The following is a 14,250-nucleotide window of genomic DNA, read 5'->3' as shown; positions in this document are numbered from 1 at the left end:
CGATGCGCGGTATGGCCGTGCTCGCTGCAGGAGCCCTGCTTTGGGGCATCGGTGCCGGGCCTGCTAGTGCGGACAACATCAGGGACGGCCAGTGGGCCCTGAAGAACTATCACGCGGCAGATAGTGTCTGGCCGGTATCAGAGGGAGATGGCGTAACGGTCGCCATAGTTGATAGCGGTGTAGAGGCCAATCACCAGGACTTGACAGGGCAAATCCTGCCCGGCGCGGACTTCTCTGGGGAGAAGAGCGATGGCCGAGTCGATTCGCTTGGTCACGGAACTCAGATGGCAAGCATTATCGCGGGGCACGGTCATGGCGACCAGAGTGGCGTGATGGGTCTCGCGCCAAAGTCAAAGATCTTGCCGGTACGAGTTGCGCTCAGCGAGGCCGGGGATCTGACTGCTGGCGACACAAACCTGGCTCCCGCGATCCGCTACGCCGTTGATCACGGCGCGAAGGTTATCAACCTCTCACTCGGCGGAGGGTTGAGGACCGTCCCCGAGGTGCGCGCGGCAGTCAGTTATGCCGTGAACAAGGATGTAGTCGTCGTGGGGGCCAGTGGAAACACGGGCAATCATGGCGACCCGGTTGGCTACCCCGCCGCGTTCCCCGGAGTGGTGGCTGTCGGGGCGGTTGATCAGACGGGAAATGTCTGGGAAAAGTCCAACAAGGGACCCGAGACAACCCTGGTTGCTCCTGGTGTCGGCATCTATGTTGCGAATAGCAAATCGGCTTCTAGCTACGGAAATGGGTTCGGAACCTCTGCATCCACTGCCTACGTTTCCGCCATTGCCGCCCTCATCCGTTCCAAGTACCCCAACCTCTCTGCGGGCCAGGTCATCAACCGGATGATCAAGACGGCGGTTGCGCCGCCCGATGGCTCCAAGGCCCCTAACAACAGCTACGGCTACGGCATCGCCTCGCCCTCCAAGGCCCTCGCCGCGAACCCGGCCGTCGACAACGGGCCCAAGGAGAATCCGCTTCTCTCCCGCGCCGAGTCGCAGGGCAGCTCGGACACCCCGGCCTCCCCGTCCGCTTCCCAGACCGCGGCAACCCCGGGCGGCAACACCAGCGGTGACCAGGCCGCGCCTGCGAAGAGCGACAGCGGCGGCATCCCCGTGTACGTCTACGGACTGATCGGCGTGGTCGCGCTCGTCGTCATCGTCGGTGTCATCGTCCTCGCCCGCCGGTCCGGCGGCCGTAACGGCGGTGGACCGGGCAACCCCGGTGGCCCCGGTGGTCCCGGCGGTTATGTTCCGCCGACCGCGCCGCCGTCGTACAACCCGGGTGCGCAGCAGTACCAGCAGTACCCGCCGCAGCCCCAGCCTCCGTACGGTGCTCAGCCGCCTCAGCAGCCGCCGGCGGGTAACCCGTACCGCTGACACGCCCACGAACGGCCCAGAATCACCGTATGACAACGGCCCTTCGGGTACTGATGGCTCGTCCATCACCTACCCGAAGGGCCGTCATGTTGAAGAAGCTGGCCATCCTCGTCGTGTTCGCCGCTGCCGCCGTCGTGATGCCGCTCGGTGCCGCGTCCCCGGCTTTCGCCGACGGCCCCGCCAACGCCAACGAGGCCAAGGTCTGCAGGGACCTGCTGGCGTGGGCGACCCCGGTCGGGTTCACCCCGACGTCCGTCGACGCCGTCTGCACGATCAAGGGCAATCACAACTGACACCCACCCCGCCCCGCCCGCCGGTCAGCCCCTGAGGGCGACTCCGCCGAGATACTCCCAGCTCGCCCGTATCACGACGGCCAGGTCGAGCGGTTGGGCTGGGAGCCTCGGCCAGGCGGTCCCGGGGCCCGTACGCTCAGGCGTCATGGACTGCTACACCTGCGACCAGAACGCAGACCTTGATGCCCTCCCGCTCCGCGAACGGATCGCCACCGACCGGCATTGGCGCGTCGCGCACGCCTTCGGCACGGCTGTCCCGGGCTGGCTCGTCCTGGTGCCGCGCCGGCACGTCACGAGCCTCGCCGACCTCACCGATGCCGAAGCCGCGGACCTGGGCCTCTGGCAGGTCCGGCTCTCGCGGGCGCTCGTAGCCGTCACGGGGTGCGCGAAGACGTACGTGGCCCAGTTCGCCGAGGCGGAGGGATTTGCGCACGTCCACTTCCACCTCGTCCCCAGGGCACCGGACCTCCCGTCGGACCTACGCGGTCCACGCGTCTTCAGTCTTCTCGGTGCGGAGCCGCAGGTGAACCCGAGCGAGATGGACGATCTCGCTGCAGAGCTGACGAAGTTCCTCTGACGTGCCCCCCGTGGTGGGCGTATCAGGCCCCGACGGTCCCGTCGATTCCCTCGCGCAGGAAATCGGCATGCCCGTTGTGCCGGGCGTACTCGTGAATCAGATGCAGTATCACCAGTCGTAGTGACACGTCCTCTTCCCACTTGGGCTGGTAGCCGGTGACGTCGAGCGACTCCGCGGCCTCCTCGATCCGGCGTGAGTGCTCGACCTCCGCCTGCCAGGCCTCGAACGCCTCCGACCGCGTGGACGCACTCGCGTCGTACGCGACCTGGTAGTCCCCCTCGTCCGACCACACGAGGGGGATGTCCTCCCCGTTGATCACACGGCGGAACCAGGTGCGCTCCACCTCGGCCATGTGCCGGACCAGCCCGAGCAGTGAGAGCGTCGAGGGCGGCATCGACTGACGGCGCAGGTCCTCGTCGGAGAGGCCGTCGCACTTCATGGCGAGCGTCGCGCGGTGGTAGTCGAGGAAGGCCCGCAGCATCTCGCGCTCGGACGCGATCACGGGCGGGCCGATTCGCTCGGTGGTCACTGCTGGTTCCCTTCGGCGGCGGCGATGTTGCCCTGGCCTCAGCCTCGCCGCAATGAGATTGTTCCGCCTCGGCTGAACCCGTGGGGCGGTCAGGCCGCGTGGGCGGCCTCGTAGTTGGGGACCACGGTAGTGGAGCGTGTCGTGCGAGGTGGGCTCGGGTGACCGCTTCGGCTGCGGGGCGGGGGCGGGCCACTCGGTTCGGGACGACCCGCACCGGGGCGGCCCTGGCAGCGCGCACTCCGGAGCCGGCCCGATTACGCTCGACGAGTGCGTCGACTGCGTGGCTGGGAGGCCTGGAGATGATTGCGTCCTGGTACGACGAACAGGGATCCGCCGCCGATGTACTCCAGGTGGGCGAGCTGCCCGACCCGCATCCCGGGCCCGGTGAGGTGCGGGTGCGCGTGCGGGTGTCGGGTGTGAACCCCGGCGACACCAAGAAGCGGCGCGGCTGGCTCGGGTCGTCCATGCCCTTCCCACGGGTGATCCCGCACAGCGATGCGGCGGGTGTCATCGACGCCGTCGGCGACGGCGTCGACAACAGTCGCATCGGGCACCGGGTCTGGGTCTACGGCGCGCAGTCCTACCGGGCGTTCGGGACCGCTGCCCAGTACACGGTCGTACCCGACCACATGGCCGTAACCCTGCCCGAGCAGCTCAGCGACGAGCTCGGTGCCTGCTTGGGCATCCCGGGGATCACCGCGCACCGGACCGTGTTCGGCGACGGTCCGGTCGACGGCAGGACCCTGCTGGTGCAGGGCGTGCTCGGCGGTGTCGGATCGCTGGCCGCTCAACTCGCTCACTGGGGCGGGGCAACCGTCATCGGCACTGTTGTGCGCAGCGACGACCTGGACCGAGTCGACTCCTCCGTGGTGTCCCACAGCGTGGCCCTCGACCAGGACGATCCGGCCAAGGCGATCCGCGCGTACGCGCCGCAAGGCGTGGACCGCATCATCGAGGTCGCCATGTCCGACAACGCCGACCTCGATGCCGCAGTAGTCGCCGATGGCGCGGTCATCGCTGCCTACGCCACCCGGATCGACCGGCCCGAACTTCCGTTCTGGCCCTTGCTGTTCGCCAATGTGACGCTACGTCTGCTGGGCAGCGACGACTTCCCTGCCGACGCCAGGAAGCAGGCAGCCCGCGACCTCACCTCCGCGGCCGCCGTCGGCGCCCTGAAGGTGGACATCGGCACTCGCTTCCCCCTGGAGGAGATCGCCAAGGCCCACGACCGTGTTGACGCCGGCGGCCGCGGCCGGGTCCTGATCACCGTCCCGCAGTAAACGCCTCCAAGCCGCTCAGCAGCCCTCGACCTCTGCACGACCGACGGGTGCTCGTTACGGGCGGGGCTCAGGCCCAGACGCTGATCTGCGTGCGGTGGTGCTTCGGCCGCTCGATTTCGTCGAGGACCGCGAGCGCGAAGTCGGCGTGCGAGATGTGCCCGCCGCCCTCGGGAAGTTCCGTCCCGCCCACGCGGTACCGGCCGGTGCGCACGCCGTCGTGGCCGAGGTCCATGGGTGGGGTGGCCACCAGCCAGTCCAGGGTGGTGGGCGCCTCGCGCAGCACCTCCAGGGCGGTGGCATGGCCGAGCGAGAACGCGCGGTGGTCGGCGGGGAAGTCGGGCCCGTCCAGGATGCGCACTCCCGGCGATGTCTCCAGGGTGGCGGCCATACCCACGCTGATCAGGCGCCCGACTCCCGCTCGGCCGAGGCCGGCGAGCAGGCTCCCGGTCGTCGTACGGTAGAAGTCCTGGGACGGTACGTCGGCGCGGTACAGCGAGCTGACGGCGGCCGAGTGCCCGGCTGCGGCCTCCGCCACCGCCGCCGTGTCGGTCACGTCGCAGCGGACGAGCGACACCTGGGACCCCGCGAGGTCGGCGTGGCGCTCGGGCTCCCGTACGGCGGCCGTCACCGACAACCCGCGGACGACGGCCTCTGCGGTGATGGCGCGGCCGACCCGGCCGCCGGCTCCGAAGACGATGATGCTGGTGCTGGTCACTGGAGGCTCCCTGGGGCAGCGAGTACGGATCTTCTGCTCGTGAAGGTAGGCCCAGGGGTGCCGGTTACTTCAACGGTACCGGCGGGCTGCTGTTGCTGCGGTCGCGGCAGTACGGTCGTGGGTATGACTGTGCCTCAGCCGCTGACCGCGGACTTCTTCGACCCGGCCTGTCCGAGCCGGGCGCTGCCGATCCGCGGTGGCGAGAAGTGGAGTTGGAAGATCATGCGCTGCCTGGAGGCCGGGCCGCGCCGGTTCTCCGAGCTCAAGGTGCCGCTGCGCGGCATCACACCCAAGGTGCTGGCCGAGTCCCTGCGCGCGCTGGAGCGCGACGGGGTGCTCACCCGCACCGCGTACGACGAGAATCCGCCACGCGTCGAGTACGAGCTGACCCCGCTCGGGCGGTCGCTGTTCGGACCGATGGACGCCGCCTGCGCATGGGCGCGCGAGCACCTGGACCACCTGCTCGCGGCGCGAGAGGCGTACGAGCAGAGCAGCGAGCGGAGCGACGGGTAGCAACCCGCCGGGCAGCAGGCGGAGCAACGGGCACAGCAATCAGCCGGCGGCTGGCAGCATCTTGGCGCAGCGTGGCGGTCCCGCCGCTGGTGAGGGCTGCCGCTGCCGGGCCATCCTGGATGCATGATCACTCCTGACACCAAGGACTGGACCTGGGTCCTTCAGCGGGCCTGCGCCGACTGCGGCCTCGACACCCCGTCGGTCGTCCGTGAGGACGTCCCGGCGATGGTGCGCGCCAACGCCGCCTCCTGGGTGGCCCTGCTCACCGAGCGGTCGGCGGAGGAGCTGCGGCGGCGGCCGAGCCCGGAGGTGTGGTCGGATCTGGAGTACGCCTGCCATGTGCGGGACGTCTTCCGGCTCTTCGACTTCCGGCTGGAGCTGATGCTCACCCAGGACGGCCCGCGCTTCCCCAACTGGAACCAGGACGAGACCGCCGTGGCCGAGCGCTACGGCGAGCAGGACCCGGCCGAGGTCGCGGTCGACCTGGCGGCGGGTGCCGAGCAGCTCGCGAGCTCCTTCGAGGCGGTGTCCGGCGAGCAGTGGCAGCGCACGGGCGACCGGAGTGACGGGGCCCGCTTCACGGTGGAGTCCTTCGCGCGGTACCTGATCCACGACCCGGTGCACCACCTCTTCGACGTCACCGGGGAGAAGCTCTAGGAACACCTGCTGTCGGAGCCTTCAAGCCTCCGGCTCCCACGCCGGCAGGCCGTGCGGTGCCGCCTCGGCGATGGTCCGCTCCCGGCCGAGGCCGGCCCGTACGGTGAGCAGGAAGCGGTGCCCGGCGTCGACCCGGCGGGGCTCGAAGGCGATGTGGGCGAAGGGTGCGCTCGCCGTGCTCGCGGCGGCCAGGCGGTCCAACTCCGCCTCGACGCGCGCCCATTCCTCGGCCGGCACGTACTGGCGCATGACGGAGTGCCAGACGACCGTCAGCGCGCCGTCCACGACCTGCACGTCGCGAAGGAAGTCGGCCGCGCCGAGCGCCTCGACCCGGACCGGCACCTTCGCGGCAAGCTGCAGCGCACCGTCCAGCCGGGCGGTGCGGGCGGGCTGGTCGGCCCAGACGTACGCGCGCAGGGCGAGCGCTCCCTCGGGGGAGAGCGGGTCGATGGGGGTGAGGTCGCAGCCGCGCCGCTCGATGAAGGAGAGCGCGGGCTGCGGCCCGGCGAGCCAGGAGGGCGGGGCGTCCCGCCAGGCCTGGGGGAGCAGTACGGGGGAGTCCGCAGGGCCGTACGCGAAGCCGGGCGCCTCGCACCGGAACCGGTCGGCGAGCAGGTTGAGGCCGGCGCTGGAGCCGAGTTCGAACAGCCGGACGGGCAGCGGGGCCGCCGCGAGGGTGTGCAGCAGGCCGGTGATCAGCAGGCTGGCGCGGCCGACCTCGTTGGTCTGCGGGGGCCTGGTCAGCCAGTCCCTGATCCAGGGGAGGCCGGCGGCGACCGTGGCGCGGAACGCGGGCCAGGGGGCGTCGGGCGAGGCGGGGTCGAAGCTCCCGCCGGCGCTGGGGTAGTGCGCGGCCAGCGAGGGCGCCCGGCCGGTCAGGACGAGCGCGTGGACGCCGCCGAGCAAGCGCAGGGCGATGGCGTCGGGGCCGGGAGCGTCCTCGTACCCGGCGATGGCCGCCGCGCAGGGGCCGCCCGCGCGGACGTCCTCGGAGACGCGGTGCAGCAGCGCGGCGTACAGCGGAGAGCCCAACTCGGCGCAGGCGGCGGCCTGGTGATCGATCATGGCGACGGCGTGCTCGACTGACACGGGTGGACTCCTGTCGGTTCGACTGGAGATCATCTTTCGCCTGCCGAGCGCGCCGGAGAAGTAGCCGACCGAGTGATTGCGGTCACCGTCCTCCGGTGGACCGGACCCATGGGTGGGCAGGTCACCACTCCGACGGTTCGCGTCGCAGCGCGTGCCGCAGCTGACTGGCGATGCTCGCGGTGTCGGCGCCGACCACGTCGGCGATCTCGGGGGTGGCGAGACCGACCACGTAGTGCAGGATGGCGAGGTCCTCGTCCTTGGTGGCGGCCCGCGGCGCCGGTACACCGCACGGGTCGAGTCGCTCGTCCACGGTACTGCGCAGGATCTGCCAGGCGGCGGCCGTCGGGTTGGGGCTGCCCAGGACCTCGGGCCAGACGGCGGCCAGGGCGCGGAAGGCCTGCTCGACCGTCTCCGCGGCCTCGGCGGGCTCGTGGAACCAGACGCGTGCGTAGCTCAGATAACGGGGGTGGTGCAACTCCCGGAATGCCGTGAACTCCAGTGGCATGGCCGACAGTTCAACCGGATCGCCGGATCCGCCCAGGCCGGTGGCGGGGACATGACGGTCGGTCACATCGGCCTCTCGATCTGGTCTCGGGGTAGGGGCAGCAGCCTGCGCTCACTCTAGGCCCTCGCGCAGCTGCTTTGAGTGACAAGTTCCATCGGATATCGGGAATGGGCCTGATTGAGCCGCTGTGTGACGGCATGTCAGCTTCGGTGGCGCAGCAGACGCAGCTGCAAGGGTGTCGCAGCTGGTCAGGGAAGGTAGAACGGCAGTGGCTGCAGGGGAGTTGGTGTGCCACCGTGGGCCGTATGGAGGCAGCGGAGGCACACGGACACCAGCATCACGGTCCACACCATCATCACGGTCACGGTCACGGTCACGAGCGCGGTCACGATCACGTTCAGCGTCACGATGACGTTCAACGCCGCGATCACGGCCACGGTCACGGTCGCCGGCCTGCGCATCTGTTCAGGCCGCACTCGCACGAGGCCGCCGACAAGGTCGACAGCGCGCTGGAGTCCTCCTCCGAGGGGCTGCGCACGCTCTGGATCTCCCTGCTCGTGCTGGGCCTGACGGCGGCCGTCCAGGGCGTCATCGTGATGCTCTCCGGCTCGGTCGCGCTGCTCGGGGACACCGTGCACAACCTCGCCGACGCCCTCACCGCCGTCCCGCTGGGCCTGGCCTTCCTGCTCGGCCGCCGGGCGGCCAACCGCCGCTACACGTACGGCTACGGCCGGGCCGAGGACCTCGCGGGGGTGGCCGTGGTGGCCGCCGTCGCGGCCTCCTCGGTGCTGGCGGCGGCCACGGCCGTGGACCGGCTGCTCCACCCGCAGCCGGTCACGCACCTGTGGGCGGTGGCCGGTGCGGCCCTGGTCGGCTGCCTGGGCAACGAGTGGGTGGCCCGCTACCGGGTCCGCACCGGACGGCGGATCGGCTCGGCCGCGCTGGTCGCGGACGGCCTGCACGCCCGTACGGACGGTCTCACCTCGCTGGCCGTCCTGCTGGGCGCGGCGGGCAGCGCACTGGGCTGGCGGCTCGCCGACCCGATCGTGGGGCTGGTGATCACCGGCGGCATCCTGGTGGTGCTGCGGACCTCCGTACGGGAGGTCGGCCGGCGGCTGATGGACGCGGTCGACCCGGAGCTGGTCGACATGGCCGAGCGTGAGCTGCGCGCGGTCGAGGGCGTGCGCGGGGTCGGTGCGCTGCGGATGCGCTGGATCGGCCACTCGCTGCGGGCGGAGGCCGAGGTGGTGGTGGACGGCGCGCTCACGGTGGTGGCGGGGCACGAGGTGGCCGAGGCCGCGGAGCGGGCGCTGATCCGTGCCGTACCGCGGCTGCTGGCCGCCACCGTGCACATCGACCATGCGCCTCTCGGGGTGAAACCCTGACGGCACGTCATGGGCGCGTAGGGGTAAGGGCGGGGATGTCACCGATGGTCGCCGGGCGGGGGCGGGCGGCAGGCTGACGGGCATGGAGATCACCCCGCAGAGCCCGTCCCCCGCCCGCCGCGCCGCCCGCACCGGTACGGCCCGCACCCGCACGGCCCGTACCCGCGTCGCCCGTACGCTGGCCGGGGCCGCGGCCCTCGCAGGCCTGGTGGCCGCCTACGCACCGAGCATCGCGCACGCCGAGACACCGACGCCGACGGCGCAGACACCGACGCCGACGGCGAGTGTCACGATGCCGCCGGCCCTGACCGACTTCAGCGATTGCCCGGCCCTCCCGGCAGGGGTCGACCCGGCCGCCTGGCGCTGCGAGATCCATCTCGCCACGCCGCAGCTGAGGATCGGTGCCATCAGCGTCCCCGCCCTCGCACCGATCACCATGACGCACGCCGAGGGCCTGCTCCCGGACGGCACCAGGGCCCAGGTGTGGGGTGCCATGCACAGTGCCCCGACCACCGTCCCCGGTGGGCTGCTCGGCGCCCCGGCGGGCGATCACGCGCCGCTGCTGGGGCTGACCGTGCAGCCGGAGTACGGCGACCGGTCGGACTTCTACACGGGGCAGTTCAGCCTGCGGTTCCGGCTGCGGAGCCCGCTGCTGCCGCAGGGCTGCACCATCGGGGCGAGCGCCCCGGTCGACTTCCGGCTGAAGCGGTCAGGCCCGTCGGAGTGGGTCTCGAGGACGCCTCCGCTGGTCAGGTTCTCGGCGTACGACGACGCCTTCACGGCTCCGGCCGCCGAGGGGTGCGGGCCGCTGGCCGGACTGCTCAACCAGCGGCTCGGTCTCCCGGCGTCGAGCGGCAACCTGATGACCTATGACGCGAGCTACACGTTCAAGACGTACGACCAGCTGTCCGTGCGCTGACCTGCTGCTCGGAGGCGCACCGTGCCCGCTGAGCGGCGACGGCGGCCGCAGAGGAAGCGGAGGAAGCAGCGGACGAGGCGGTGGCGGCCTGTTCGGGGCACCCCTGACGTGGGACGGCGGGCCGGCCGCGTCGGCTGCGGGTGACGTCCTCGGCGGCCTCGCGTGCCGCGAGGTACGCCTGGACCGCCGCGATGCCGTACACCGGCTGGATCAGCTGGTGGCCCTTGAAGAACGGCCTGGCCGGGGCGAAGCCCGCCGCGATCACCAGGTCGCGGATCTCGGCTATCTCCTCCTCGGTCCGCGCGGTGAAGCGGACCTCCCAGCCCTTCTTGTAGGTGTGGCCGTCCTCGCCGTTGCGGCGGGCCAGGTCTGGCTGGCGGACGTAGCCGGGCAGGCGGCCGAGGCGCAGTTGGGCGGCTCGCAGGCCGGTGGTCTCGTCACGTGGCATAGAGGTGATGGTAGGCAATCCGGGGGGTCTGTCGTGACTCCCGGGTGGTGCTTCACAGTATGGCGCTCGTCACTCTCGGTCAGACGGCGCAGCTCAGACGTTCGCCCCGTCGATCCGGGCAGAGTGCGAAAATCGGATGGTACAGGCCAACTGCGGTCGAATCCGGCAACTGAGTGAACGTCCGTTACGCCGAATGAGTGAGGGTATGGGGACTTTAGTGCGGGCCAGTCCCGATTTCGCGACGGTTGGGTAACAGTGCGTCAGGTCGTGGATGCGGCAGCGGAGCTCTTGGGGAGGGTGTCGGCATGAGCTACCAGATTCCTTCCCCGTCCCCGTCCCTCGAAGAGCTGGCTCAGCGTCAGCAGAACGTCATCACGGCCAGTCAACTCCGCGCCCGTGGCGTGCCGACGCGCGTGGTCAGCGAGCACTGCCGCCGGGGCGGCCCGTGGCAGCGGCTGCTGCCGCGGGTCTACCTGCTGCAGGACGGGGAGCCGACGCCCGAGCAGCGGATGTGGGCGGCGCTGCTCTACGCGGCGCAGGACGGGCGTGAGGAGGGCCGCCGCGACGGCGCCGTCATCACCGGTGCCGCGGCGCTGGCGCTGTACGGCTTCGCCTCGGCGCCCCGGCTGCCGGCCGTCACCGGGGTCGAGGTGCTGGTGCCCCGTCAGCGGCGGCTCAAGGATGCCGGCGAGGTGCGGATCCGCCGCACCGAGCGGGAGTTGGAGGCGAGGTCGGTGCACGGGCTGGCCTGCGCACCGGTGGCGAGAGCGGTCGCGGACACCCTGCGCGAATGGACGGACGAGGGCGCCTTCGACACCGGTGCCGTCCCGTCGGGTCTGCTGCGCGCGGTCATGCGGGAGGCCGTGTCGCGGAAGGAATCCGGCTGCACGCTGGGGCAGTTGCTGGCCGAGCTGCGCGAGGCAGGCCTGGTGGAGGAGACCCGTGTTCGCGCCGCGATGGACGAACTGCTCGCGGCGGAACGGGAGTCGGTGCTCGACCGGCTCGGCGAGCTGGTGGACGAGTGGCTGCTCCCCGCGCCGCTGACCGGCCCCGAGCTGAGGATGCGCGGCGGCACCTACATCGCGGTGCCCGACCTGTACTGGCCGGAGGCCGCGGTGGCCGTCGAGGTCGACTCCGAACTGCGCTGCGTCAGCGAGGGGGAGGCGGCCTGGGTGCGCGGCGGGCAGCACCGGATGGAGTACCTGGGGGTGCGGGTGGTGTACGTGTCCGGCCGGCGTATCGCCGCCGAGCCGGACGTGGTCGGCGGCGAGCTGCGCGAGGCCTTCACCGCGGGTGGGGAGGACGTGGTCGATCTGGTGGTGACGGAGCGCTAGGTGTACGGCCCCGACGAGGAACCCGATGCCGTGCGGTCAGGCTTCGCGTACCACCGGCGTGCCGGTCAACTCCACTCCTGCTGAACGGAGTTCTCCGAGCGCTGCCTCGGTGGTCGGGGCGGCGACCCCGGCGGTGAGGTCGAGCAGGACGCGGGTGGTGAAGCCCTCGCGCGCGGCGTCCAGCGCGGTGGCCCTGACGCAGTGATCGGTGGCGATGCCCACCACGTCCACCTCGGTGACAGCCCGCTCCCGGAGCCAGCCGGCGAGCGTCCCGCCGTTCTCGTCGAAGCCCTCGAAGCCGCTGTACGCGGCCGAGTGCGCGCCCTTGTCGAACACGGCCTCGATCGCACCCGAGGTCACGGAGGGGGCGAAGTTGGGGTGGAAGCCGACGCCCTCGGTGCCGGCCACGCAGTGCACGGGCCAGGAGGTGACGTAGTCCGGCTCGGAGGAGAAGTGCGAGCCCGGGTCGATGTGGTGGTCGCGGGTCGCGACGATGTGGGTGTAACCGGGGGAGGACTCGGCGATCAGGTCGGTGATCGCGGCGGCCACCTCGGCGCCGCCGGCGACAGCGAGGCTGCCGCCCTCGCAGAAGTCGTTCTGCACGTCGACGACGATCAGTGCCCGGTGCATGGGGTGCTTCCTTCTTGCTTTCGCTTGCTGTCGGACGGTGGGTGAGGGATCGAGGAGTGAACGTTCGAGGGGTGAATGACCGAAGGGGGAAGGGGGCGGGGGCGCCGGATCGAAGGTGCCGGATCGAAGGCGGCGCGGCGGTTCGGTGGTGGCAACTCTAGGGAGTTACGCGCGTAGGCGGAAGGGTCCCGGCGCGCGGTCGCCTCAGCCCGCGAGCCCGAGGACGTCCGCGGGCACCAGCAGCTCGGTCGCCAGCACCGGCTCGCCCTTCGACAGCTGGGTGGCCGACAGCGGAAGTGCGGCCCGGGCCCGCCGGTGGCGGTCACGGGCGGCGGCCAGCGGCTCGCGCCCGACCACCTCGCCCCGGCGGATCAGCGGTACGTGCAGCAGGTGGGCCGCGAGCTGCGCCGGCACCTCGCCGGTGCCGACCACCTCGGCCTCGGCGACGCCGTCCGCGTCGGGCCGGCGAGCGGCCCACTTCCGGCCGCCCACGCTGGTCTTGGCGCCCGCCGAGCGCTTGGCGACGGGCACCAGCGGCCCGCCCGGGCCGGTCTCCCTGGCGACCAGCTTGTAGACCATCGCGCAGGTCGGGTGGCCGCTGCCGGTGACCAGGCTGGTCCCGACGCCGTACCCGTCGACGGGGGCGGCGGCGAGTGCGGCGATGGCGTACTCGTCCAGGTCGGAGGTGACGATGATCCGGGTCTTGTGCGCCCCGAGCTCGTCCAGCTGCCGGCGGACCCGGTGGGCGAGCAGGGTGAGGTCGCCGGAGTCGATACGGACGGCGCCGAGCGTCGGCCCGGCCACCTCCACGGCCGTCCGGACGGCCTCGGCGAGGTCGTAGGTGTCGACCAGCAGGGTGGTGCCGCGGCCCATCGAGTCGATCTGGGCGGTGAAGGCGTCCCGCTCGCTGTCGTGCAGGAGGGTGAAGGCGTGGGCCGCCGTGCCGGTGGTCGGGATGCCGTAGGCGAAGCCCGCCTCCAGGTCGGAGGTGGCGGAGAAGCCGGCGACGTACGCGGCGCGGGCGGCCGCCACGGCGGCGCGCTCGTGGGCCCGGCGGGCGCCCATCTCGATGCACGGGCGGTCGCCCGCGGCGCTGGTCATCCGGGAGGCCGCGGCGGCGATCGCCGAGTCGTGGTTGAGGATCGACAGGATGACCGTCTCCAGGATCACCGCCTCGGCGAAGGTGCCCTCGACGGTCAGCACCGGCGAGCCGGGGAAGTACACCTCGCCCTCCGGGTAGCCGTGGATGTCCCCGGTGAACCGGTAGTCGGCCAGATGGCGCAGGGTGTCCTCGTCCACCACGCCCTCGTCGGCGAGCCAGTCCAGCTGCGGGGTGGTGAAGCGGAAGTTCTCGACCGCGTCCAGCAGCCGCCCGATGCCGCCCACCACGCCGTAACGGCGCCCGTTGGGCAGCCGCCGGGTGAAGACCTCGAAGACCGAGCGGCGGTGGGCGGCACCGCTGCGCAGCGCGGCCTGCAGCATGGTGAGCTCGTAACGGTCGGTGAGCAGCGCGGTGGAAGGGTGCGCGGTGATGGCGTCCATGGTGATGATGCTACTACCACTTAGCGTCAAAGTGACGATTTCTCTGGGAGTGTGTTGACCCGGATTCGCTCGCACGTCCCCCGGATGGAAGCATGAGAGACGGAAACCGTGTCCCAGCGAGGAGTGTCAGCCGTGAGTGTCGCGCCCGTGGAGATCGAGCGCCCGGAGGTCGAAGGCCTTCCCGCGGTGGAGCCGGACACACCTTGGGTGACCATCGTCCACAACGACCCGGTCAACCTGATGAGCTACGTCCAGTACGTCTTCCAGGCCTACTTCGGCTACCCGAAGGACAAGGCCAGGAAGCTCATGATGGAGGTGCACACCAAGGGCCGGGCCGTGGTCTCCAGCGGCTCGCGCGAGGAGATGGAGCGGGACGTCCAGGCCATGCACGGCTACGGGCTGTGGGCCACCATCCAGCACGACTGAACCATCAAACGACGAAGACGGGCTGA

Annotated in this window: 17 protein-coding genes; 10 read left to right on the top strand and 7 right to left on the bottom strand. The window is 71.2% G+C overall.

The genetic code is table 11. The features are described from left to right. The first annotated feature begins 11 nt into the window (after positions 1-11). The 3 genes from mycP (at position 12) to FB465_RS12545 (ending at position 2,252) form a co-directional block, all read left to right on the top strand. A complete protein-coding gene (gene mycP / locus FB465_RS12555; protein ID WP_170290577.1) occupies positions 12-1,382 on the top strand; it encodes a type VII secretion-associated serine protease mycosin in 1,371 nt (456 codons plus the stop codon). Between the two features lie 86 nt (positions 1,383-1,468). Further along, complete coding sequence (locus FB465_RS12550; protein ID WP_145790331.1) at positions 1,469-1,675, top strand: hypothetical protein; 207 nt, start codon at positions 1,469-1,471, stop codon at positions 1,673-1,675. A 145-nt stretch (positions 1,676-1,820) separates the two neighbouring features. Continuing rightward, positions 1,821-2,252, top strand: coding sequence for an HIT family protein (locus tag FB465_RS12545; protein ID WP_145790329.1), 432 nt, complete (start codon positions 1,821-1,823; stop codon positions 2,250-2,252). Between the two features lie 22 nt (positions 2,253-2,274). Here the strand turns inward: FB465_RS12545 and FB465_RS12540 are convergent, their stop codons facing one another. Beyond that, on the bottom strand, positions 2,275-2,781 hold the full coding sequence (locus tag FB465_RS12540) for a DinB family protein (RefSeq protein ID WP_145790327.1): 507 nt from the start codon (positions 2,779-2,781) through the stop codon (positions 2,275-2,277). A gap of 299 nt (positions 2,782-3,080) precedes the next feature. Here FB465_RS12540 and FB465_RS12535 point away from each other — a divergent pair, with 299 nt between their 5' ends. Further along, a complete protein-coding gene (locus FB465_RS12535; RefSeq protein ID WP_145790325.1) occupies positions 3,081-4,061 on the top strand; it encodes an NADPH:quinone reductase in 981 nt (326 codons plus the stop codon). A gap of 67 nt (positions 4,062-4,128) precedes the next feature. Here the strand turns inward: FB465_RS12535 and FB465_RS12530 are convergent, their stop codons facing one another. Continuing rightward, positions 4,129-4,776, bottom strand: a complete 648-nt coding sequence (locus FB465_RS12530; protein WP_145790323.1) for an NAD(P)-dependent oxidoreductase — start codon at positions 4,774-4,776, stop codon at positions 4,129-4,131. A gap of 123 nt (positions 4,777-4,899) precedes the next feature. Here FB465_RS12530 and FB465_RS12525 point away from each other — a divergent pair, with 123 nt between their 5' ends. Then, a complete protein-coding gene (locus FB465_RS12525) occupies positions 4,900-5,289 on the top strand; it encodes a winged helix-turn-helix transcriptional regulator (RefSeq protein WP_211785768.1) in 390 nt (129 codons plus the stop codon). A gap of 123 nt (positions 5,290-5,412) precedes the next feature. Next, a complete protein-coding gene (locus tag FB465_RS12520; RefSeq protein WP_145790321.1) occupies positions 5,413-5,946 on the top strand; it encodes a DinB family protein in 534 nt (177 codons plus the stop codon). 21 nt (positions 5,947-5,967) lie between these two features. On the opposite strand, the gene FB465_RS12515 is transcribed toward FB465_RS12520, so the two are convergent. Both FB465_RS12515 and FB465_RS12510 read right to left on the bottom strand, forming a co-directional pair. Next, positions 5,968-7,035, bottom strand: a complete 1,068-nt coding sequence (locus FB465_RS12515; protein ID WP_246192637.1) for a DUF2332 domain-containing protein — start codon at positions 7,033-7,035, stop codon at positions 5,968-5,970. A 121-nt stretch (positions 7,036-7,156) separates the two neighbouring features. Further along, a complete protein-coding gene (locus tag FB465_RS12510) occupies positions 7,157-7,606 on the bottom strand; it encodes an RNA polymerase sigma factor (protein ID WP_145790319.1) in 450 nt (149 codons plus the stop codon). Positions 7,607-7,845: 239 nt separating this feature from the next. Between FB465_RS12510 and FB465_RS12505 the strand changes: the two genes are divergently transcribed. Next, positions 7,846-8,925, top strand: a complete 1,080-nt coding sequence (locus FB465_RS12505; protein WP_145790318.1) for a cation diffusion facilitator family transporter — start codon at positions 7,846-7,848, stop codon at positions 8,923-8,925. Positions 8,926-9,007: 82 nt separating this feature from the next. After that, positions 9,008-9,844 carry a hypothetical protein gene (locus FB465_RS12500; RefSeq protein WP_246192636.1) on the top strand — a complete coding sequence of 279 codons (837 nt, stop codon included), beginning with the start codon at positions 9,008-9,010 and terminating at the stop codon, positions 9,842-9,844. Here the strand turns inward: FB465_RS12500 and FB465_RS12495 are convergent. Continuing rightward, entirely contained in the window at positions 9,813-10,292 is a 480-nt protein-coding gene (locus FB465_RS12495) for a hypothetical protein (RefSeq protein ID WP_145790316.1), read from the bottom strand. The genes FB465_RS12500 and FB465_RS12495 overlap by 32 nt on opposite strands. Positions 10,293-10,597: 305 nt before the next feature. Here FB465_RS12495 and FB465_RS12490 point away from each other — a divergent pair, with 305 nt between their 5' ends. After that, complete coding sequence (locus tag FB465_RS12490; protein WP_145790313.1) at positions 10,598-11,626, top strand: hypothetical protein; 1,029 nt, start codon at positions 10,598-10,600, stop codon at positions 11,624-11,626. A gap of 36 nt (positions 11,627-11,662) precedes the next feature. Here the strand turns inward: FB465_RS12490 and FB465_RS12485 are convergent, their stop codons facing one another. Together FB465_RS12485 and FB465_RS12480 are read right to left on the bottom strand one after the other, a co-directional pair. Then, positions 11,663-12,256 (bottom strand): isochorismatase family protein, encoded by a 594-nt coding sequence (locus FB465_RS12485; RefSeq protein ID WP_145790312.1) that lies wholly within the window; start codon positions 12,254-12,256, stop codon positions 11,663-11,665. Positions 12,257-12,460: 204 nt separating this feature from the next. Then, on the bottom strand, positions 12,461-13,798 hold the full coding sequence (locus tag FB465_RS12480) for a nicotinate phosphoribosyltransferase (RefSeq protein ID WP_145790310.1): 1,338 nt from the start codon (positions 13,796-13,798) through the stop codon (positions 12,461-12,463). A gap of 132 nt (positions 13,799-13,930) precedes the next feature. On the opposite strand from FB465_RS12480, the gene clpS reads away from it, so the two are divergent. After that, positions 13,931-14,224, top strand: coding sequence for an ATP-dependent Clp protease adapter ClpS (gene clpS, locus FB465_RS12475; protein WP_145790308.1), 294 nt, complete (start codon positions 13,931-13,933; stop codon positions 14,222-14,224). The last annotated feature ends 26 nt before the right edge of the window (positions 14,225-14,250 follow it).

The organism is Kitasatospora atroaurantiaca, from assembly GCF_007828955.1.
In the GTDB taxonomy this organism is placed as follows: Bacteria; Actinomycetota; Actinomycetes; order Streptomycetales; family Streptomycetaceae; genus Kitasatospora; species Kitasatospora atroaurantiaca.
The sequence above is the reverse complement of the archived record's forward strand: the minus strand, read 5'-3'. Positions and strand labels throughout refer to the sequence as shown.